This is a genomic window from Nonomuraea ceibae, assembly GCF_019396325.1.
Lineage (GTDB): Bacteria > Actinomycetota > Actinomycetes > Streptosporangiales > Streptosporangiaceae > Nonomuraea > Nonomuraea ceibae.
Window position 1 is genome coordinate 1 of sequence record NZ_JAHKRO010000110.1, and the last position, 20,292, is coordinate 20,292.

At 74.6% G+C, this 20,292-nt stretch carries 19 protein-coding genes; 8 read left to right on the plus strand and 11 right to left on the minus strand.

The features are described from left to right. The coding region (locus KME80_RS40230; protein ID WP_504739733.1) for a cytochrome P450 family protein at nt 1-839 on the minus strand (839 nt) is incomplete at its 3' end. Nucleotides 840-1,094: 255 nt separating this feature from the next. On the opposite strand from KME80_RS40230, the gene KME80_RS40235 reads away from it, so the two are divergent. Beyond that, on the plus strand, nt 1,095-1,910 hold the full coding sequence (locus KME80_RS40235) for a formylglycine-generating enzyme family protein (RefSeq protein ID WP_219514981.1): 816 nt from the start codon (nt 1,095-1,097) through the stop codon (nt 1,908-1,910). A gap of 4 nt (nt 1,911-1,914) precedes the next feature. Continuing rightward, nucleotides 1,915-3,072, plus strand: coding sequence for a UDP-N-acetylglucosamine--N-acetylmuramyl-(pentapeptide) pyrophosphoryl-undecaprenol N-acetylglucosamine transferase (locus KME80_RS40240; RefSeq protein ID WP_219514935.1), 1,158 nt, complete (start codon nt 1,915-1,917; stop codon nt 3,070-3,072). On the opposite strand, the gene KME80_RS40245 is transcribed toward KME80_RS40240, so the two are convergent. The 6 genes from KME80_RS40245 to KME80_RS40270 form a co-directional block, all read right to left on the minus strand. Further along, nucleotides 3,057-3,932 (minus strand): hypothetical protein, encoded by an 876-nt coding sequence (locus KME80_RS40245; protein WP_308126126.1) that lies wholly within the window; start codon nt 3,930-3,932, stop codon nt 3,057-3,059. The genes KME80_RS40240 and KME80_RS40245 overlap by 16 nt on opposite strands. Before the next feature lie 70 nt (nt 3,933-4,002). Beyond that, the gene (locus KME80_RS40250) at nt 4,003-4,908 is read right to left on the minus strand and encodes a hypothetical protein (RefSeq protein WP_308126127.1); all 906 of its coding nucleotides are present in this window, start codon (nt 4,906-4,908) and stop codon (nt 4,003-4,005) included. Nucleotides 4,909-4,978: 70 nt separating this feature from the next. Continuing rightward, on the minus strand, nt 4,979-5,860 hold the full coding sequence (locus KME80_RS40255; protein WP_219514936.1) for a hypothetical protein: 882 nt from the start codon (nt 5,858-5,860) through the stop codon (nt 4,979-4,981). A 183-nt stretch (nt 5,861-6,043) separates the two neighbouring features. After that, complete coding sequence (locus KME80_RS40260) at nt 6,044-6,691, minus strand: response regulator transcription factor (RefSeq protein ID WP_219514938.1); 648 nt, start codon at nt 6,689-6,691, stop codon at nt 6,044-6,046. Further along, a complete protein-coding gene (locus tag KME80_RS40265) occupies nt 6,688-7,839 on the minus strand; it encodes a sensor histidine kinase (RefSeq protein ID WP_219514939.1) in 1,152 nt (383 codons plus the stop codon). The genes KME80_RS40260 and KME80_RS40265 overlap by 4 nt, the downstream gene beginning before the upstream one ends. Then, nucleotides 7,836-9,194, minus strand: coding sequence for a hypothetical protein (locus tag KME80_RS40270; protein WP_219514941.1), 1,359 nt, complete (start codon nt 9,192-9,194; stop codon nt 7,836-7,838). Before KME80_RS40270 ends, KME80_RS40265 begins: the two co-directional genes overlap by 4 nt. Nucleotides 9,195-9,347: 153 nt before the next feature. On the opposite strand from KME80_RS40270, the gene KME80_RS40275 reads away from it, so the two are divergent. Beyond that, nucleotides 9,348-10,004, plus strand: a complete 657-nt coding sequence (locus KME80_RS40275; RefSeq protein WP_219514943.1) for a response regulator transcription factor — start codon at nt 9,348-9,350, stop codon at nt 10,002-10,004. Next, a complete protein-coding gene (locus KME80_RS40280; protein WP_219514945.1) occupies nt 10,001-11,143 on the plus strand; it encodes a sensor histidine kinase in 1,143 nt (380 codons plus the stop codon). Before KME80_RS40275 ends, KME80_RS40280 begins: the two co-directional genes overlap by 4 nt. Here the strand turns inward: KME80_RS40280 and KME80_RS40285 are convergent. Then, complete coding sequence (locus KME80_RS40285) at nt 11,140-14,166, minus strand: NACHT domain-containing protein (protein WP_219514947.1); 3,027 nt, start codon at nt 14,164-14,166, stop codon at nt 11,140-11,142. The genes KME80_RS40280 and KME80_RS40285 overlap by 4 nt on opposite strands. Nucleotides 14,167-14,242: 76 nt before the next feature. After that, nucleotides 14,243-16,108: a propionyl-CoA synthetase gene (locus tag KME80_RS40290; protein ID WP_219514949.1), complete on the minus strand. Its 1,866-nt coding sequence runs from the start codon at nt 16,106-16,108 to the stop codon at nt 14,243-14,245. A 114-nt stretch (nt 16,109-16,222) separates the two neighbouring features. Here KME80_RS40290 and KME80_RS40295 point away from each other — a divergent pair, with 114 nt between their 5' ends. Next, on the plus strand, nt 16,223-16,861 hold the full coding sequence (locus KME80_RS40295) for a nucleotidyltransferase domain-containing protein (RefSeq protein ID WP_219514951.1): 639 nt from the start codon (nt 16,223-16,225) through the stop codon (nt 16,859-16,861). Further along, nucleotides 16,858-17,040, plus strand: coding sequence for a DNA polymerase beta superfamily protein (locus KME80_RS40300; protein ID WP_308126128.1), 183 nt, complete (start codon nt 16,858-16,860; stop codon nt 17,038-17,040). The genes KME80_RS40295 and KME80_RS40300 overlap by 4 nt, the downstream gene beginning before the upstream one ends. Here the strand turns inward: KME80_RS40300 and KME80_RS40305 are convergent. Next, on the minus strand, nt 17,030-17,806 hold the full coding sequence (locus KME80_RS40305; protein ID WP_219514959.1) for an arylamine N-acetyltransferase family protein: 777 nt from the start codon (nt 17,804-17,806) through the stop codon (nt 17,030-17,032). The two genes, KME80_RS40300 and KME80_RS40305, sit on opposite strands and share 11 nt — an antisense overlap. A 36-nt stretch (nt 17,807-17,842) precedes the next feature. Then, nucleotides 17,843-18,775 (minus strand): GNAT family N-acetyltransferase, encoded by a 933-nt coding sequence (locus tag KME80_RS40310; protein ID WP_219514961.1) that lies wholly within the window; start codon nt 18,773-18,775, stop codon nt 17,843-17,845. 35 nt (nt 18,776-18,810) lie between these two features. Here KME80_RS40310 and KME80_RS40315 point away from each other — a divergent pair, with 35 nt between their 5' ends. Together KME80_RS40315 and KME80_RS40320 are read left to right on the plus strand one after the other, a co-directional pair. Beyond that, nucleotides 18,811-19,746 (plus strand): hypothetical protein, encoded by a 936-nt coding sequence (locus KME80_RS40315; RefSeq protein WP_219514963.1) that lies wholly within the window; start codon nt 18,811-18,813, stop codon nt 19,744-19,746. 11 nt (nt 19,747-19,757) lie between these two features. Beyond that, complete coding sequence (locus KME80_RS40320) at nt 19,758-20,279, plus strand: hypothetical protein (RefSeq protein WP_219514965.1); 522 nt, start codon at nt 19,758-19,760, stop codon at nt 20,277-20,279. Nucleotides 20,280-20,292 lie beyond the last annotated feature (13 nt).

A 20,292-nucleotide genomic window follows, 5' to 3' on the forward strand; every position in this document is an offset into this window, starting at 1 on the left:
TGGTGGGCGATTCTGGGGGGTGGGTGGGTGGCCAGGAGAGCGAGGGCGCGGTAGGCGGCGATGGCGGCGGCGTCGAAGGCGAACAGCCAGTGCGGCACCTGGCCTTCCGGGCACACGTCGGCGGGGGCCGGGGTGGCGGCCAGGGCGGCGGCGAGGCTGCCGGGCTCGGCGCGCGCCAGGTGGCCGTCCAGCCGCCGCCGGAAGGCGCGGTACACGTCGGTGCGGCGCCCGCGCAGGTAGAACCAGTTGGCGTCGCCGCGCAGCCGGTCGAGCATCCGGGTGAGGGTCACGTCGTCGCGGGCGCCGTCGCCGAGCACGACGCGCCGGGCCAGCCGCCAGAACGCGGCGTGGAAGTCCGTCCAGGTGAGCACGCCCCGGTGCGGCAGCGTGGCCGCCTCCTCGGCGGCGGCCCGCGCGACCGGCCCGAAGTCGGGGAGCAGCACCCGTTCGTTGTAGTCGTGACGCCGCTCCCGCAGCTCCGGCTCGGGGGTGATGAGCACGCCGTCCGGCTGGAAGTGGCCGAGGGCGCCGCGTTTCTCCCGGTTGGCCGGGGTGAGCGAGCGGTCGTCGAGCACCCGCCGCACGTCGGCGGCCGACAGCACGAGCACCGCCCAGCCCCGCAGCGGCACCCGGACCAGCAGCGGGCCGTCGCCGTGGCGGGCGCGCAGCCGGGCGAGCAGCCGGACGGCCCGGTCGTCGGCGCGGGTGAGCGCGGCCAGCCGGACCATGAGCGGGCGGCGCACGATGACGCCCTGCGCGAGGGCCGGCAGGACCAGGGTGAGGCCCAGCCGCAGTGTCTCGGCGGCGTTCGCGCGCGGCGGCCGCGTGATCGTGCGCATGGCAGGGCGACTACCCTTCCTAGAGGCCACGACACACGTGAGAGGGGGGCCGGGATGGGCGCGTGCTGCGGTCCGAGCCGTGAGGCGGCCGGGGAGCCCGGCGGGTCCGGCGCGGGCGGCGGGGCTGTCGGCGAGACGGGCGGCGGGGCGGGCGCGGTCACGGCGGCGCACGAGGTGCTCACCGTGCCGACGCCGACGCCGGTGCCGACGCCCGCACCCGGGCCCGTGACGGTGCGGCGGGAGCCGCCGCGCGGGATGGTGCGGATCCCCGGCGGCGAGTTCTGGATGGGCGGCGACGACCCCGACGGCCGCCCGGAGGACGGCGAGGGCCCGGTGCGCCGGGTGCGGGTGGAGCCGTTCCTCATCGACCCGGCGTGCGTGACGAACGCGCAGTTCGCCACGTTCGTGAAGGAGACCGGGTACGTGACCGAGGCCGAGCGCATCGGCTGGTCGTTCGTGTTCCGGCAGTTCGCCGGCCGGGGCGTCCTGGAGGCGAGCGTGCCCGGGGCGCCGTGGTGGGCCGGGGTGGAGGGCGCCACCTGGCGCACGCCCGAGGGGCCGGGCTCCTCGGTGGGCCACCGGCAGAACCACCCGGTCGTGCACGTGTCGTGGCACGACGCGAGCGCCTACGCGGCGTGGGCGGGCAAGCGGCTGCCGACGGAGGCCGAGTGGGAGATGGCCGCGCGCGGCGGCCTGGAGCGGGCCCGCTACCCGTGGGGCGACGAGCTGGCGCCGAAGGGGCGGCAGCGGTGCAACATCTGGCAGGGCCACTTCCCGTCGGCGCCGAGCAAGGGCACGATGCCGGTCAAGTCGTTCCAGCCCAACGGCTACGGCCTCTACAACGTCTCCGGCAACGTGTGGGAGTGGACCGCCGACTGGTGGGGCGTCGAGTGGGAGCCGTACGCCGACAACCCGACCGGCCCGGCCCAGGGCGAGGCCAAGGTGATCCGCGGCGGCTCGTACATGTGCCACGACTCCTACTGCAACCGCTACCGGGTGGCGGCGCGCACCTCCAACACCCCCGACTCCGCCACCGGGCACACGGGTTTCCGCTGTGCGGCCATAGTCTGAGCGCATGTCACGAACCCTGCGACTGCTGATCACCGGCGGCGGCACCGGCGGTCACACCTACCCGGCTCTGACGACCCTGGCGGCGCTGCGGCGTCACCAGGTGCCGCACGACGTGCTCTGGGTGGGCACGGCCGGCGGGCTGGAGGCCCGTCTCACCGCCGAGCACGGCATCCCGTTCAAGGCGATCACCACGGGCAAGCTGCGCCGCCGGCCCAACCTGCGCGAGCTCGGCACCAACGTCGCCGACGTGTTCCGCATCCCGGTGGGCGTGTTCCAGGCGATCGGGCACGCCGCCCGCTACCTGCCCGACGTGGTGCTGTCGACCGGGGGTTACGTGGCGGTGCCGATCGGGGTGGCGGCCAAGCTGATCCGCCGGCCGCTGGTCATGCACGAGCAGACCACGGTGGTGGGGCTGGCCAACCGCATCCTGTCGCGGCTGGCGACCCGGATCGCGCTGTCGCACGAGTCGTCGCTGGACTACCTGCCGGCCTCGGCGCGCTCCAAGGCGGTCGTGACGGGCAACCCGGTCCGGCCGGAGCTGCTGCAGGGCAACCGGGCAGCCGCCTACGACCTGTTCGGGCTGACGTTCGAGGTGCCGCTGATCTACGTGACGGGCGGCGCGCAGGGCAGCAAGCAGATCAACACGCTGATCGCCGAGCTGCTGCCCCGGCTGCTGCCGCACGCCCAGGTGGTGCACCAGTGCGGGCCGGCCTGGATCGAGCAGATGCGGGCGGTGGAGCTGCCGCCGGCGCTGGCCGACCGCTACCATCCGGTGCCGTACGTGGGCTCGGAGCTGCCCGACCTGTACGCGGCGGCCGACGTGGTGATCGCGCGCAGCGGCGCCGGCACCGTGTCGGAGCTGACCGCGATCGGCAAGCCGTCGGTGCTGATCCCGCTCATCCCGACGGGCGGTGACGAGCAGCGCAAGAACGCCGCCTACCTGATGTCCTCGGGGGCGGGGCGGGCGCTGCTGGAGCCGCACCCGACGGCCGACGACCTGCTGGCCGAGCTGATGCCGCTGCTGACCGATCCGGAGCTGCGGGCGGCGATGGGCGAGGCCGCGCGCAAGCTGGGCCGCGTCGACGCCGCCGACGTGCTGGCCGACCTGCTCGTACGCACCTGCCAGGACGCCCAGGGGATCGCGGGTCAGGGCTCCAGATAGCGGAAGGCCTCGTGGGCGGAGTTGAGGCTGCGCCGCAGGGCCTGCTCCAGCTGGTCGGCGTCGCGGCTGAGCCGCTCGATCTCCGGCACGGCGAAGCCGTCGGCGCCCGACTCGGCCACCAGCTCCTCGTACTGGTGCAGCCGCCCGCGCAGCTCCTCGATCTGGTGGTGGGCCCGGAAGGCGCGCTCGGCCTCGGCGACGTTGGCGGCGTAACGTTCCAGCGCCTCGACCCGGGCCACGACGGCCTCCTCGCTGCTGTCGAGCGCCCGGGCCAGCGGCTCGGCCACGGCCGCGACCTCGGGGGTGACGGCGCCGGTCACGGTCCGGCGGTGCTTGGTGCGCAGCGACGACAGCTTGGCCAGCAGCCGGGCGATCTCCCACTCCTGGGCGGGCAGCATCACCGAGTTGCGTACGTCGTCGAGCAGGCCCTCCATGTTGACGGCCGACTCGGTCACCGCCTTGATCGCCTTCTGGGCGCGGGCCAGCAGCCTGCGGGACGACTCGTCGAGGTCGTCGGCCAGCACGTAGCGGCCCTCGTACCAGCGGAGCTGCTCGTAGATCTGCCGGTCGACGACGGCCTCGTCGTCATCGTCGGAGAGGTCGGTGCGGATGAAGGCGGCGACCAGGACGGGGATGCCGATGAAGATGAGCAGCAGCCCGACGCCTCCGCGCATCGCGCCGAGCGCCATGAGGGCGGCTCCGGCGGCCACCACAGCGATGATCATGCCGACGCCGCGGCGCTTGGCGGGGGGCGGCGGCGGGGGGACCCAGCCACGCCGCATCCGGGTCAGGACCTTGCCGCTGTCCCGGATCAGTTGCGCGTCCTCCGGCGGCACCCCCGGATCCACCACCACTTCCACAAATCGGGATCCTAGGGGAATTTCTCTTTGCCGGCTTCATTCTCCTGCTGGTTATCGGTAATTACGCATTTCATTCGCGTAAATGGCGGAATGCCTCCTGGGCTGAAGTGACGCTGTCCCGCAGGGCCTGTTCCAGCCGGCCGGCGTCCTCGGCCAGGCGGCTCAGCTCGGGCACGGCCGAATCGTCGGCGCCCGATTCGGCCAGCAGTTCCTCGTAACTGGACAGGCGGGCGCCGAGCCGCTCGATCTGGTCGCGGGCGCGGTAGGCGCGTTCGGCGTCGGCGACGTGGCCCGCGTAACGTTCCAGCGCCTCGACGCGGGCCAGCACGGCGGCCTCGCTGCTGTCGAGGGCCTGGGCCAGCGGCTCGGCGACGGCCGCCACCTCCGGGGTGATGCCCTCGGCCACCACCCCGCGATGCTCGGCGCGCAGCTCCGACAGCTTGGCCAGCAGGCGGGCGATCTCCCACTCCTGGGCGGGCAGCATCACCGCGTTGCGGATGTCGTCGAGCAGCCCTTCGGCGTGCACGTTCGAGTCCAGGACGGCGTCGACGGCCGTCTGGGCCCGGGTCATCAGGGCGCGGGCCGCCTCGTCCAGGTCCTCGCGCAGCACGAACCGGCCGGCGTAGCGGCGGGCGCTGTCGTAGACCTGGCGCTCGATCTCGTGCCGCCGCTCCACCTCGGCGTCCGGGCGGGGCCTGGCCAGCACGGCGACGGCCAGCAGCGCGGCCAGCGTCATCACGGCGACGAACGGCGTGTAGCGGCCGGCCAGGAAGAACCCGAGCCCGGCGGACATCGCCATCAGCGCCCCGACGGTCGCCACCGTCCGGGTCACCAGGCCGACGGCGGGCGGGTGGCGGTGCGCGGGGACCCAGCCGGAACGGACGCGCAGCAGCAGTTTGCGGTTGCCGCGGAGCAGGTCGGCGGTCGCGGCTGGAACAGTGGGCTCGACTATCACCTTCGCAGGACGACCGGGCACATTTTTGATCCTATGTGGCGCTCTGTCCCGGCGGCAGGCCCTGCGGTCAGCTCACGCCGTCCGGCGCGGGTCAGCTCTCCAGATAGCGAAAAGCCTCGTGCGCGGAGGTGACGCTGCGCCGCAGCGCCCGCTCGACGTCCTCGGCGTCCTCGCTGAGCCGGTCGAGCTCGGGCACGGCCAGCGCGTCGGCGCCCGACTCGGCCAGCAGCTCCTCGTAGCGCGGCAGCCGGGCGCGCAGCTCCTCGATCTGGGCGCGCGCGTGGTAGGCGCGCTCGGCGTCGGCGACGTGGCGGGCGTAACGTTCCAGCGCCTCGACCCGGGCCAGGATGGCCGCCTCGCTGCCGGCCAGGGCGTTGTCCAGGGGGCGCACGACGGCGGCGACCTCGGGGGCGATGCCGCGTTCCGTCAGCTCGCGGTGCTCGGCGCGCAGCGCCGACAGTTTGGCCAGCAGCCTGGCCAGCTCCCACTCCTGCTCGGGCAGGATCACCGCGTTGCGCGCGTCGTCCAGCAGGCCCTCGGCGTTGACGTGGGAGCGCAGGACGGTGCCGATGGCCCGTTGCGCCCGGGCCAGCATCCGGGCCGCGTCCTCGTCGAAGTCCCCGGGTAACAGGTAGCGACCCTCGTACCAGCGGGCCTGCTCGTAGACGGCCCGCTCGCGCGGCCGGTCGTCCTCGGGCACCTCGCTGATGCCGGCGATCCTGAACAGGACGACGAGCACGAACATCGCCAGCACCATGAACCCCAGCACGGACAGCGGCGTGTCCCGCAGCACCGCCACCACCGCGACGACCACCGGGGTGGCGGCCAGCAGCGCGAGGCTCGACGGGCCGCGCGGCCGCTCGATCGGCTCCACGGGGGGCGGCACCCAGCCGGCCCTGAACCTCGACAGGAGCGCCCCGCTGCCCCGCAGCATCCCGGCGACCTCCGGCGGCACGGTGGGATCGACCACCACACCCACGCCCTGTCTCGGCACCCTGGCGCCCCCAACACTCGCGATGCCCGAATTTTACGTAACAATCCGCCGAAACGGCAGCCTCGAACCAGCCCGACCTCCCGGACGCCCAGCAGCCGGGCCGTCCCCGAGCCGTCCGGGGCTCTGGTGACGGCCTGGCCGATGGGCGGGTTCCGGCCCGGCTCAGGGGCGGCCGGGACGGACCAGGCCGGTCTCGTAACCGAGGACGACGAGCTGCGCCCGGTCGTGCACGCCGAGCTTGGCCATCATCCGGTTCACGTGCGTCTTGACCGTGGCCGGGCTCATGAACAGCTCCCCCGCGATCTGCCCGTTCGTCAGCCCGCGCGCCACGCCGGTCAGGACCTCGCGTTCGCGGGCGGTGAGCGGGGCGAGCCGGGCGGGGCTGAGGTCCGGCGGGCGGGCGGTGAACTCCTCGATGAGCCGCCGCGTGACCCCCGGCGACAGCAGCGCGTCGCCCCGGGCGGCCACCCGGACGGCGTGCCGGATCTCGGCGGGGTCGGCGTCCTTGACGAGGAAGCCGCTCGCACCGGAACGCAGCGCCTCGTAGACGTACTCGTCGAGGTCGAAGGTGGTGACCACGACGACGCGGGTGCGGGTGGCGGCGATCTCGCGGGTGGCGGCCAGGCCGTCGAGGCCGGGCATGCGGATGTCCATGAGCACCACGTCGGGGTCGAGGCGGGCGGCCTGCCGGACCGCGTCGCGGCCGTCGGCGGCCTCGCCGACGACGGACAAGTCGTCCTCGGGGTCGATCAGCGCGCGCAGGCCGGCGCGGACGAGCGGCTGGTCGTCGGCGAGCAGTACGGTGATCACGCGGGCAGCCAGGCGTCGACGCGGAACCCGCCCGCGGGCCCGTCACCGGTGCTCAGCCGCCCGCCGGCGGCCGCGACGCGCTCCGCCATCCCGGTGAGGCCGTGCCCCTGAGCCTGCCCGCGAGCATGGGCTTGCTCGGGCTCCGGTCCGGGCGAGGCCGGGGCGGCTCCGGCGCCGTCGTCCTCGACGCGCACGCGGACGGCGTCCGGCTCGTACGTGAGCGTCACGGCGGCGCGGGTCGCGGCGGCGTGCCGGAGCGTGTTGGTCAGCGCCTCCTGGACGATCCGGTAGACGGCCAGGTCGACGACGGGCGGCAGGTCCCGGCGCGCCCCGGCGACCTCCAGCGTGACGGGCAGCCCGGCGCTCCCGGCCAGCGCGGGGAGCTGTGCCGCCCCGGGCTGCGGCTGCCGTTCCCCCGCCCCGGCCGCGGTGGGGCGGAGAATCCCGAGGATGGTCTTCATCTCGGTCATCGCCTGGCGGCTGGAGGCGCGGATGACCTGGAGGGCCGCGGCGGCCTCGGGCGGCCCGCCCGCGCGGGTCACCGCCTCGGCGGCGACGGCGGCGTGCAGGGCGATGACCGAGATCGTGTGGGAGGTGACGTCGTGCAGCTCCCTGGCGACCCGCAGCCGTTCCTCCTGGGCGCGCCGCAGCGCCTCCTCCTCCCGGGTGCGCTCGGCGTCGGCGGCGCGCCGCTCGGCCTCGGCGGTGTGGTCGCGGCGGGCCCGCGACACCTCGGCGGGCTGGGCGACGACGAGGACGAGCAGCGCCCAGATGACGACGCCGACGAGCCGGTCCGCCGAGGGGTGGGCGATCGCGCCGGTCAGCGGCACGGCGACCAGGAACGCCGCCCCGGCCCACCCGGCGGCGCGGCGCCCGGCGTCGATGGCGGCGAACACGGCGATCAGCGCGGGCGCGCACCAGAACGCGTAGGCGTAGCCCTGGACGAAGCAGAGCGCGGCCGCCCCGGCGCAGGCGACGAGCGCGGCCACGGGGTCGCGCGGCAGCCAGGCCAGCCCGAGCGCGGCGACGGCCAGCAGCACGTAGCCGGCCAGGTCGAGCGGCCGGGCGTCCGGCTGGTTGCCGGTGGCCAGGAGGGTCGAGTACACCACGACCACGCCCATGCCGCAGACCAGGGCGAAGGTCTTCATACGGGCACGGTAACGCGTTCCCGTACGGGCGCGCGATGCCGCGGACGCGGTATCGCGGCTACGGCCAGCGCGGCAGCCACGGCGGCCAGGGGGATGGCGGGCAGCACGTACCGGTGGTCGAAGTCCAGCGCGGCGACCGGCGCGACGAGCAGGAACATCGCGAACGTCCAGGGCAGCAGCGCGGCCCGGCGGCGGCCGATCGAGCCCGCCGCCCCGGCCAGCAGCACCACCCCGAACAGCGTCCCGTGCAGGAACCACGGGTACGGGTAGGCGGCCAGGATCGACCCGAACGGCTCCACCGAGCGCATGCCGCGGATGTCCGGGTCGTACTCGGCGCGCACCTTGTCCACCAGCGGGTTGCCCGGCAGGGTCCAGGTGCCGTACGGGAAGCGGGAGGTGGGCGTCATGCGGTCGGGGTGCGGCACGGGCTCCCAGGTGAAGGCGAGCGCGGTGTTGGCGGCCACCTCGCGCAGGTAGTCGAGCGGCTGGGCGGCGATGGCGCGCACGGCGAAGGAGCGGGCCAGGTCGTTGTGCGCGAACCGGCCGCCGGGCAGCCGGTTGAGCGACGCGCCGGGCGCCCACACGTACTCGGAGGCGGCGTCCAGGACGGTGCCGTTGGGGCAGAGCGGGGCCTCCTCGGGCGGCGGCTTGATGATCGAGCAGTCGGCGAACGTCATGGTGCGCGCCCAGAGCGCGACGCCGTCGGAGCCGCTGAGCGCGAAGCGGCCGTTGTGCTGGGCGTACCAGCCGGCGTAGCCGATCAGCGGCAGCGCGCCCGCCAGGGCGAGCGCGACGACGCCCCGCCACGGGACGCGGCGCAGCAGCAGCCACAGGACGGCCAGGCCGATCAGCGGCGCGGCGGCGGTGCGGGTGACCCCGGCGAGCGCGAGCAGCAGCCCGGCGAGCGCGGCGGCCCGCCAGGTGACCTCCTCGCGCCACATCAGCGCGCACAGCGCGGCCACGACGAGCGCGATGACCTGGAGGTCGGACAGGATGGCGTGCTCCAGCCTGACGAACGCGGGGTCGAACAGCACGGGCACGGCGGCGAGCGTGGCCCCCCAGCCGGGCAGCCCGCGCCGCCGCAGCAGGGCGTAGATCATGACGGCGATGCCGAGGCCGATCGCGTGCTGCACCCCGGCGATCAGCTCGACGCTGCCGAACGGCCGCATCAGCCACAGGAACGCGGAGTAGCCGGCGGGGTGGAAGGCCCCGCGCGGCTGCAGGTGGACCGCCGTGTCCAGGTACGTGAACGAGTCGTACCAGTACACCATCGCGGTGTCGTAGCCGAGCATGACGAGCACCCGCAGGGCGGCGGCGAGCGCGAGGACGACGGCGAACAGGCGGTGCGCGGCCATGCGGCACTCCCCCGGGCGGGCCGGGCGGATCCCGGCCGGAGGGGAGAAAGTCCAGCGCCGGGCGCATAACCCGGGCGTCACCTGAAGTGGTTACGTCGGCGTTATGCCTCTAAGGTCACACTGTTCTTCATTTATGGATCTTTGGGGGCCAAGGTGCGTGTCTTGATCGCCGAGGACGAGCGGATGCTCGCCGACTCGATCGCGGAGGGACTGCGGAACGAGGCGCTCGCCGTGGACGTGGCCTACGACGGGGAGTCCGCGCTGGAACGCCTGGGCGTCCACGACTACGACGTGCTGATCCTGGACCGCGATCTGCCGGGCAGGCACGGGGACGAGGTGTGCGCGCACGTGGTGGAGCACGGCTGGCTAGTGCGGGTGCTCATGCTGACCGCCGCGTCTGACCTGCGCTCCAGGGTGGCGGGGCTGTCGCTGGGGGCCGACGACTACCTGCCGAAGCCGTTCGCGTTCGAGGAGCTGCTGGCGCGGGTGCACGCCCTCGGGCGGCGGGCCAGGCGGGCCGACCCGCCGATGCTGGAGCGGGCCGGGGTGCGGCTGGACTGGGCGCACCGGCAGGTGTTCCGCGAGGGCCGGTACGTGCCGCTGGCGCGCAAGGAGTTCGGCGTGCTGGCCGAGCTGCTGCGGGCGCGGGGCGCGGTGGTGTCGGCGGAGGAGCTGCTGGAGAAGGTGTGGGACGAGCACATCGACCCGTTCACCAACACCGTGCGGACCACGATGATGAAGCTGCGCAAGAAGCTCGGCCAGCCGCAGGTCATCGAGACGGTGCCGGGGTCGGGGTATCGCATCCCATGAGCGTCCGACTGCGTTTCGGCCTGGCCTGCGCCGGGGTGTTCCTCGTGGCGGGCGTGCTGGTGCTGGCGGGCGTGCACGTCGTGGTGCAGCAGAGCCTCAGTTACCGCTCCGGGCTCATCACCCCCGACTACGTCCGCGACGCCGGCTGGATCACCCACCGCTACAGCACCGTCTACGAGTTCACCCGCGACCGCGTCATGCACGTGCGCGCCGTGTACGAGCGCGACACGCTCGCCAACGTGCGCACCGTCGGCGCGCTCGTCGTGCTGGGCGGCGCGGCCGTGGCGTTCGCGCTGGGCTGGCGGGCCGCCGGCTGGGCGCTGCGCCCGGTCCGGCACGCCACCGAGACCGCCCGGCGGGTGGCGCAGAGCCACGACCTGACCGAGCGGATCGGCTGGCGGGGGCCGCGCGACGAGGTCAAGGAACTGACCGACATCTTCGACACCATGCTCGACCGGCTGGCCCGCTCGTTCGACGGGCAGCGGCGCTTCGTCGCCAACGCCTCGCACGAGCTGCGCACGCCGCTGACGATCAACCGGACGCTGGTGGACGTGGCGGTGCGGCGGCCGGACGCGACCGAGGACGTCAAACGGCTCGGCGAGTCGCTGCTGCTGGTCAACGCCCGGCACGAGCGGCTCATCGACGGCCTGCTGGCGCTGACCGAGGGCGAGCAGGCGGTGCTGGACCGGCGGCCGTTCGACCTGACGGACGTGGCCGAGCACGTGCTCGACCTGGCCGCCGCCGAGGCGCAGGACCGGGAGGTGACGATCCACCGGCTGCTCGACGCCGCGCCGACCGCCGGCGAGGCGGTGCTGGTGGAGCGGCTGGTGCAGAACCTGGTGGAGAACGCGATCCGCCACAACCACCCCAAGGGCGAGGTGTGGGTGACGACGCGGCAGCGGGCCGAGCAGGTCGAGCTGGTCGTGGCCAACACCGGGCTGCAGGTGCCCCCGTACGAGATCGAGACGATCTTCCAGCCGTTCCGGCGGCTGCACGGCGACCGGTTGCGCTCCGAGCGCGGCAGCGGGCTCGGGCTGTCGATCGTCCGGGTGATCGCCGAGGCGCACGGCGGCACGGTCGTCGCCCGGCCCCGCGAGGAGGGCGGGCTGACGATCACGGTCGAGCTCCCGGCCGCCTAGGGGCTGTGGATCTTGCGGAGCACGTCCTCCGGGATGCCCGCCTGCACGAGGCTCTCCCAGCTCTCGAACCGCTCGGCGATCATCGACTCGACGAGCGGGCGCAGCAGCGCGTGCTCGGCGCCGCCGTGCAGCAGCTCGCTGAGGATGCGGCCGCGCTCGGCGAACGGCAGCGCGCCGCCGTCCAGCGTGACCGCGTGCGCGATCAGGCCGAGCAGCCGACCGCCGCCGGAGATGTTCGCGGCGGTGACGGCGCCGATCGCGTCCAGGTAGAGGGCGACGCGTTCCTCGGGCCCCGCCGGGCCGCCGGTCAGCAGCTCCTGCACCAGGTGGGTGGCGCTGGCCACGTTCCCCGACGGGCGCAGCACGAGCGGCAGGTCGGCGTCGTCGGCGAGCAGGTCGGCCAGCAGGTCGGTGTCGAGGCTGAGCAGGTAGGGGCGCTCGGCGAAGGCCCGGGTGCGGTGGCGCAGCACGGTGGCCCGCTGCCGCATCCGGTGGTCGAACCACCAGCTCAGCCCCTCGGCCGCGGGCGGCTCGGGGGCGCCGCCCAGCAGCACGTCCCGCTCGCCGCCCTCCGACACGCGCTGCGCGGGCAGCGCCGCGAGCAGCCCGTTCCAGCCGTCCTCGCCGAGCTGGCTGCGCCACAGATGCGCGTACGAGGCCCAGCGGGCCAGGTGGTCGCCGTCGCCGAGCAGCTCCGAGACGCGGACCGGCTCCCCCGCGGCGGCCGCGTACAGCAGGGTGAGGTTGGCGGAGTAGGCGGCCAGCCGCCGCGTGACGGGATGGCGTACGGGCTCGAAGGCGGTGAAGGAGCGGCGGCGGCGCTCGTGCAGCGACTCGCGCAGCAGCGCGCCGAGCAGGCTGACCGCGCGGGCGCGCACGTCGGCGGGCAACGCCGACAGCAGCTCGACGGCGAAGCCGATCGCCGGGCCGCGTTCGGCCAGGCAGGAGAACGAGGTGACGGCGTAGAGCAGGTCGTCGTCGAGGTCCTGGGCGGGGGCGGCGGCCAGCTCGCTGTCGAGCAGGTCGTGCCGCCGCACGAGCTCGCGCACCGCGTGGACGGCCAGCCAGCCGACGAGGAACTCGCCGAACGTGGCGTGCAGGAACTCGTAGCGCGGCACCCGGTCGCCGGGCTCGGTGCGGTGCACGAAGAAGAAGCGGCGGGTGGCGCGGCGGGCCCAGTTGACGGTGCCGCCGGCGTCGCGGCGGGCCTGCCCGCACACGGCGGCCAGGTCGGCGTCCAGCGCCGCCTCCGCCGCGACCGGCCGGCCGCGAGCGAACATCGACAGCGCCACCACGCCGAGCTGCACCAGCTCCCGGTCGACCAGGGCGCGCTGGCGGGCCGGGGGCAGCCCGCCCGCCGCGGCGTCCTTGGCCACCTCGCGCTGGGCGAAGTCGCGGATCAGCGACTCGTACAGGGCGGCGCGGCCGATGCCGGTGCCGTCGGGCCGCACCGGGTCGCCGGTGGCGTCGTGCAGCGCGAGCAGCAGCAGGAGCAGCGGCTGGGTGGCGAGCTCGCCGTGGGCGAGCGCCGCGTCGGCGCTCAGCGGCACCCGGTCGTGGCGGGCCAGCAGCGCCCGGTTGGTCTGGTCCCAGATGTCCAGCCAGCGCCGCACCTGGTCCTCCTCGAACGGCTGGAGCTGCAGCGCCAGCACGCCCTCGGGGAACCTGACCTGGTCGGCGAGCACGGTGCGGCCGGTCACGATCACCGCGACGGGCCTGCCCACCCGGTACTGCCCGGCCTGGAACTCCTGGATCTGCTCCAGGTAGTCGTGGCGGCTGGAGATCAGCTCGTCGAAGCCGTCGAGCATGACGACCGGCAGCGCGCCGCCGCCCGCGTCGACCAGCTCCTCGAAGCGCACCTCCTCGCCGAGCACGTTGCGCAGGCCCTGGTCGATCTGGGAGATGACGGTGGACTCGGCGACGACGTGGCGCAGCTCGACCCTGATCGGCAGGAACTCCGAGCCGGCCAGCCGGGCGGCGAGCACCTCGGCCAGCTTGGACTTGCCCGCGCCGGGCTCGCCGAGCACGACGAGCGGCGCCTGCGTGGCGCCGAGCGAGGTGAGGTGGCCGACCAGGAACGCCTCCGCGTCGGGCAGCCGGCGGCGGTCGTTCCACCAGCTCCGGGCGGCGGGCGTGGCCTCGCGGGTCATCTCCGCGACCCGGCAGCGGGGGCTGATGTAGCCCTCGCCGAGCAGCGGCAGCGTGACGTCCTCGGGCGCGGTGCCGCCCGACATGAGCGGCTGGTCCAGGGCGGTGGCGGCGAGCCGCACCAGGTGGATCATCGGCCGGTCGCCCAGGCGGGGCGGGGCCAGCTCCGCCAGCAGCCGCGCCACCCGCGACAGGCCGGCGCCGAGCGGCGGCGTCTCGGTGACCAGGCTCCACATGCCGAACTCGGGGTTGTCGCGGCTGAGCAGCCGGTAGTCCTCGTCGTAGACGCGCAGCGCCTGCGCGGCGGTGCCGTCGGCGAGCAGGATCGGCAGCCGGGTGCGGTCGCCCGCGCGCAGCTTCTCCCACAGGGGCAGCCCGCGCGCGTAGGCGGTGACCGCCTCGGACATCCGCTGGTGGACGCGCTGGACGGCCTGCCGGGTCTCCTCGTACGGGCGGTGCGGCTCGGGCATCGGCAGCGGGGTCAGCAGCAGGCTCTCCACCAGGGCGGCGAACCGTTCGGCGGGACCGGTGCCCGGGTGGGCGGTGTGGTCGAGCGACTCCAGCCCGACCGGCAGCCGCGCCTCGCCCAGCGCCTCGAAGTACGCCGACACGACGATCACCGCGTGGGCCGCGGCCAGCCGCCGGGTGCGCTCGAAGCGGTGGCCGCCTCGGCCGGTCATCCGGCGGACCACGTCCTCGGTGTAGCGGACCACGTCGGCGCGCAGGTCGAGCAGGCCCATCGGCAGGCGCGCGCCGCCGGCCAGCGCCCAGCCGGTCAGCGACACGGTCGAGGCGAGGTCGACGAGTTTGACGAGGCGGCTCTGGTCGCAGCCGAGAATCTTCAGGGCGTCGGCGTAGCTGAGGATGTCCGTCATGCGCGTCTCCGAAGAGCGTGAGAAATCCCATCATGACGCTTTTTATGGTGATTCTTTGGGTGATTCACCGTGGAGTTCACCGGTCCGTGACGGCCTCGGCGATCTCCGCCAGCGCGGCCGGGTCCTCGATCGTGGACGGCGCCCGGTACGCGCGCCCCGCCACGATGTCGCGCATCGTCCCGCGCAGGATCTTGCCCGAGCGGGTCTTGGGCAGCCGCGGCACCACCACGGCCGTGCGGAACGCCGCCACCGGGCCGATCCTCTCGCGCACCATCGCCGCCAGCTCGCGCTCCACCTCGGCCGGATCGCGCCCGGCGCCCGCCTTGAGCACCACGAACCCCATCGGGAGCTGGCCCTTCAGCTCGTCGGCCACGCCGATCACCGCGCACTCGGCGACGTCCGGGTGCGCCGCGACCACCTCCTCCATCGCGCCGGTGGACAGCCGGTGCCCGGCCACGTTGATCACGTCGTCGACGCGGCCCATCACGTACAGGTAGCCGTCGTCGTCCACGTAGCCGCCGTCGCCCGTCAGGTAGTGGCCGGGGTAGCGGGACAGGTAGGACTCGGCGAAGCGGGCGTCGTCGCGGTAGAGCGTGGGCAGGCAGCCGGGCGGCAGCGGGAGGCGCACGGTGACCGCGCCCTCGGCGCCGGGCGGGCACTCGCGTCCCTCCTGGTCGAGGACGCGCACGTCGTAGCCGGGGACGGGCTTGGTCGGCGAGCCCGGCTTGACGGGCAGCTCCTCGATGCCGACGCAGTTGGCGGCCATCGGCCAGCCGGTCTCGGTCTGCCACCAGTGGTCGATCACCGGGACGCCGAGCAGGCCGGCGGCCCAGTGGTAGGTGTCGGGGTCGAGGCGCTCACCGGCCAGGAAGAGGTAGCGCAGTGCCGACAAGTCCCACTTTTTGGCGAAATTTCCTGATGGGTCCTCTTTCCTGATGGCGCGGATCGCCGTCGGGGCCGTGAACAGCGTCCGCACCCCGTACGTCGAGGCCACCCGCCAGAACGCCCCCGGGTCCGGCGTCCCCACCGGTTTGCCCTCGTACAGCACGGTCGTGCACCCCGCCAGCAGCGGCCCGTACACGATGTAGGAGTGCCCGACCACCCAGCCCACGTCGGAGGCGGCCCAGAAGACCTCCCCCGGCGCGGCCCCGTACACGTGGGACATGCTCCAGTGCAGCGCGACCGCGTGCCCGCCGTTGTCGCGCACCACCCCCTTGGGCACCCCGGTCGTGCCGGAGGTGTAGAGCACGTACAGCGGGTCGGTCGCCGCCACGCTCACGCACTCCGCGGGCTCGGCCTCCCGCACCGCCCGCGCCCAGTCGAGGTCGCGGCCCTCGCTCAGCTCGGCCGGGCCCTGCGGCCGCTGCAGGACCACGCAACGCTCCGGCCGGTGCGCGGCCTGCCGCAGCGCCGCGTCGAGCAGCGGCTTGTACGCGACGGTCCGGGACGGCTCGATGCCGCACGAGGCCGACAGCACGACCTTGGGCCGGGCGTGGTCGATCCGCACCGCGAGCTCACCGGCCGCGAACCCGCCGAACACCACCGAGTGCACCGCCCCGATCCTGGCGCAGGCCAGCATCGCGAACACCGCCTCCGGCACCATCGGCATGTAGATCACCACGGTGTCGCCCCGGCCGACACCGAGCCCGCGCAGCATCCCCGCCGTCCTGGACACCTGCTCCAGCAGCTCGGCGTAGGTGTAGCGGCGCACCGTGCCGGTGACCGGGCTGTCGTGGATCAGCGCGTCCTGCCCGCCCCGGCCCGCGGCCACATGACGGTCGACGGCGTTGTGGCAGGTGTTGAGCCTGCCCCCGGCGAACCAGCCGCCCTCGGTGGCCGCCCGCTCCGGCGGCACGTCCCAGTCGATCCCGCGCGCAGCCTCGCCCCAGAACGTCTCGGGGTCCTCGATGCTCTGCCGATAGGCAGCCTCATAACCTCGCACTTCCTGATCAGACCAGGCCCCTCCGGGCTGTGCAAGCCCTTCGGGCCCGGGTGTCGGGGAGATCCTTTCCACCCTGCTCACGATGCGGCGGGGGCGGCCTGGCAAGGTGGCCAGGTGGACGATGACCTGATCCTCTCCGTCGTGACGGGCTCGCGGGCGTACGGGCTGCGGACCGGCGCGTCCGACACCGACCGGCGGGGCGTGTTCGTGGCGCCGACGGCGGACTTCTGGCGGCTGGACAAGCCGGTCACGCATCGCGACGGGCCGCTGCCCGAGCAGTTCTCGTGGGAGGTCGAGCGGTTCTGCCGGCTGGCGCTGGACGCGAACCCGACCGTGCTGGAGTGCCTGTGGTCGCCGATCGTCGAGATCGAGACGGCCGAGGGGCGGCGGCTGCGCGAGCTGCGCGGCGCGTTCCTGTCGCGGCGCGCCCACGAGACGTTCACCGGCTACGCCGACGCCCAGTTCCGCCGCCTGGACCCGGCCGCGCCCAAGTGGAAGCAGGCGATGCACATGATCCGGCTGCTGATCAGCGGCCTGCACCTGGTGCGGCACGGCGAGCCGCTGGTCGACGTGGGCGCGCACCGCGACCGGCTGCTCGCCGTCCGGCGCGGCGAGGTGCCCTGGGAGCGGGTGGACGCCTGGCGCGCCGAACTGGCCGCCGACCTCGCCGGCGCGCGGTCCGTGCTGCCGGATCGGCCCGACCGGGCCGCCGTGGAGGCGTTCCTGATCGACGTACGGAGGGACCACCTGTGAAACTGCCCGGCTGGCTGGCGGACGCGCACCACTACCTCGGCTTCGCCCGCACCCAGTGGCGGCTGTACGGGAAGAACGGCGAGCTGAAGCCGCTGCTCTACACGTTCCGCGTGCTGGCCACCGGGCTTCACCTCATGCGCACCGGCGTCCTGGAGCGGAGAGGAGCGGTCACCCCGTGAGGCGGGACAGGAGCGGGGCCGCGTCCTGTTCGGTGATCGTGATGCCGATCCGGTCCCGGAGCGCGTCGGCGAGCTCGCGGGCGGTGGTGGCGCCGAGGTCCCCGACGCGCACCCGGGCGGCGTGACCGTCCGGGGAGAGCACGGTGCGCTGGGCGAGCACGTGCCGGACGAACGGCGATCGCGGGTGGGTGGCGACGTAGTGGTTGGCCATCTCGAAGTCGCTCGGGTACTGCGGCTCGTCCTCGCGGAAGGCGTACAGCTCGGCGGACCCGGCGTGCAGCACCCAGAAGCCGCCGTCGCGGCCGAGCCGCCAGCGCCACTCCCCCAGCGCCGCGTGGGCGCCGTCGGCGAGCGGCAGCGGCTCCACGAGCCCGTCGCCGCCGAAGCCGGCGTCGGCGAGCCAGCGGGAGCCGCCGGCCTCGACGGTGAGGACGGCGTGGGAGCGGGGCAGGTGCGGGCGGCCGAGCCGGATGCGGGCGAGGTGGCGCGTCACGGGGAAGCCGAGCCGTTCGAGCGCGGCGGCGAGCAGCAGGTTGTGCTCGTGGCAGTAGCCGCCGCGCCGCCCCCCGACCAGCTTGTCCTGCACGGACTTGAGGTCGATGGGGACGCCGCGGCCCAGGACGGCGTCCAGGTTCTCGAACGGGATGGCGGTCACGTGCGCGCGGTGCACGGCCCGCAGCGTCCCGGGGGTGGCGTCGCGGGGCCCGTCGTGACCGATCCTGGTGAGGTACGCCTCGAGGTCGAGGTGGTCGATGTCCCAGTTCATGCGTTCAAGGGTGACGGAGCGGGACGGGGTGCCGCATCACGGGTTCGCGGGATCCGGGGACAGGACGAGCCGGACGGCGAACAGCTCGTAGCCGGCCCGTTCGAAGGTCCTGGCCATGGGGACGTTGCCGGCGTCGGTGTCGGCGGCGATCCGGGTGGCGCCGCGCCCGGCGTGCGAGCGGGTGATCTCGGCGAGCAGTTCGGCGGCGTAGCCGCGGCCCCGGTGGGCGGGCAGGACGCCGAGGTAGCCGACGACGGGCCCGGCCTGGTTGGCGGACGGCAGCGCGAACCCGGCCAGCTCGCCGCCGGGCGTGTAGGCGAGCCGCCACCAGGACCGCTCCCCCGGCATGCGCAGGTAGTCGTCGAGGTCCTCGCGGGCGACGGCGGCGGCGTCCTTGACGAGCAGGGCCTGGCGGGTGTGGTGGTCGAGGCTGCCCTCGGCGGCCTGCCGGAACGCCTCGGCGAACGCCTCGTCGTCGGGCTCGGCGCGGAACTCCAGCCGGCCGGTCGGCTCGGGCACCGGCGCGCCGGGCTTCCAGGCGTAGCGGAGGCGTTCGAGCTCGTCGGTCAGCCCGGCCCGGCCGCCGGCCTCCCACCGCCAGGCGACGGCGGCGGTGACGGCGGGCTGGTCGCGCCAGCCGGCGGGGACGAACAGGTGGTAGGCGGGCCTGTCGCCGAACGCCTCGTGGGCGTGCCGCAGCAGGTCGGCGGCGAGCTCCACCCGGTCGGGGACGGACGGGTCGACGTAGAGGCAGTCGAGGGCCAGGGGCCCGGAGTCGGGGAACCCCCACCACACGGCCCGTGCCAGGATCTCGCCGTCGCGCTCGGCCACCCAGATGCGGTCATAGCGGTAGTGCCCGTCCGCGAGGAAGGCGCGCAGCCGGTCGGGGTCGGCCCAGCTCACGGGCTCGTCGACGACGCAGCCGAGCAGGCGGTCGAGTTCGGACTCGGCCGCGGGACGGAACAGCATAGATGATCTCCACAAATATCCGACAGGATGGGGCAATGGCCCCCTACGATGACACTCTGCCACTCCAGCCGCCCATCCATTTACCGCCTGACGGCGAGCTGGCCGCCGCCGTGCCCGGCGCCCCCGCCGATGGCGACCCCGCGCAGGTGCTGCGCGCGTGGGCGCTGACCTGCCGGGACGCGCTCGGCGGCGAGGAGGGGCTGCTGCTGGAGCTGGTCCGCCGGTTCCTGGCGCGCGACCCCGCCGCCGGCGAGCCGCCCGCCGCGCTCGCCCGGCTCGGCCTGGTACGGGACTCCGCGCCGTACGAGCTGACGCCGCTCGGCCTGTGGACCGGCAGGGAGCTGATCGCCGAGGTGACCGGGCAGCGGGTGCCGGTCATGGGGTCGCTGGCCGGCGGGGACGCCGCCGCGCTGCTGCACGGGTTGCGCTCGTACCCGGAGCCGGAACGCGACGAGGAGCTGGCCGGCTGGCTCGCGGGCCGCGACCGGGCGGCAGCGGCGGCGGAGATCGCCGCCGCGGTCGGCGGGGCGAGCCCGCTGGGCCGGGCGGTCGGGATCGAGCTGCTGGCCACCCGGTTCGGCGAGGACGGCCACCGGGCGCTCGACGGGCTGCTGGCGGAGCCCCGGACGGGCGCGGTGGTCGCCGCCAGGCTGGGCCGCGACCACCGCGGCGACGGCACCGGCGGCGGCGGGGACGGGCGGCCGGGGTCGGGCGAGCTCGCCTGGGCGCTGGTGGACATGGCGGCGGCGCTGCTGGAGTTCGGCGGCGAGGCGGACGAGGTGGTCGAGTCGGTGGCGCTCGGGCTGGACCCGGAGGAGCAGGCGGGCACCGTCGCGCTGCTGGCGCTGGCCGACCATCCGGGCGCGGAGGCGGTGCTGAGGGTGTTCATCGACCACCACCCGGACGCCCGCGTGTCGGCCTCGGCCCGCAAGGCGCTGCGCCGTCTGCGCGGGCTGGCCGCGCGCGGGTAGGGTGACCCGCGATGACGAAACACACGATCTCCGCACCGTCCGGCACGATCCTCGGCGACGCCTACTCGTGCGACTGCGGCGCGCAGTTCGCCGGGCGGATGGCGGCCGAGCTGCACGCCGCCGAGAACCACCTGTGCACGGCCTGCCTCGGCTCGGCCGAGGAGGTGCTGGCGCCGGGCCTGACGCACCGCTGCCCGTCGTGCGCCGGCACGGGCGGCCGGCGCGAGCAGATGACCTGGCAGCTCGCCCACGCCGAGGCCGAGGAGCGCATCACGATGACGATGGTGCGGGGCGTGGTGTCGGGGTTCGACGGGCCGTTCAGCCTGTCGCAGATCGCCGACACGATCCGCGACGGGCTGCGGCTGCCCGCCGGGCGGCTGCCGGTGGGGCCGCGGGTGCGTGACCTGCTGCTGGAGCTGCAGGCGGCCGGCGAGATCACCATGCTGTCGGCGCCGGACGAGCTGATCGAGGGCACCGACGTGGTGCTCTACCGCGACCCGCAGTGGCAGCGGGCGGGCACGCTCGGCCTCTGAACGACCGGTCGCG

Excerpts from the sequence above, each read along its gene's own strand:
- KME80_RS40235 (WP_219514981.1), top strand. The coding sequence starts at position 1,095 with ATGGTGCGGATCCCCGGCGGCGAGTTCTGGATGGGCGGCGACGACCCC.
- KME80_RS40240 (WP_219514935.1), top strand. The coding sequence starts at position 1,915 with ATGTCACGAACCCTGCGACTGCTGATCACCGGCGGCGGCACCGGCGGT.
- KME80_RS40265 (WP_219514939.1), bottom strand. The coding sequence starts at position 7,839 with ATGAAGACCTTCGCCCTGGTCTGCGGCATGGGCGTGGTCGTGGTGTAC.
- KME80_RS40270 (WP_219514941.1), bottom strand. The coding sequence starts at position 9,194 with ATGGCCGCGCACCGCCTGTTCGCCGTCGTCCTCGCGCTCGCCGCCGCC.
- KME80_RS40280 (WP_219514945.1), top strand. The coding sequence starts at position 10,001 with ATGAGCGTCCGACTGCGTTTCGGCCTGGCCTGCGCCGGGGTGTTCCTC.
- KME80_RS40285 (WP_219514947.1), bottom strand. The coding sequence starts at position 14,166 with ATGACGGACATCCTCAGCTACGCCGACGCCCTGAAGATTCTCGGCTGC.
- KME80_RS40305 (WP_219514959.1), bottom strand. The coding sequence starts at position 17,806 with ATGAACTGGGACATCGACCACCTCGACCTCGAGGCGTACCTCACCAGG.
- KME80_RS40310 (WP_219514961.1), bottom strand. The coding sequence starts at position 18,775 with ATGCTGTTCCGTCCCGCGGCCGAGTCCGAACTCGACCGCCTGCTCGGC.
- KME80_RS40315 (WP_219514963.1), top strand. The coding sequence starts at position 18,811 with ATGGCCCCCTACGATGACACTCTGCCACTCCAGCCGCCCATCCATTTA.
- KME80_RS40320 (WP_219514965.1), top strand. The coding sequence starts at position 19,758 with ATGACGAAACACACGATCTCCGCACCGTCCGGCACGATCCTCGGCGAC.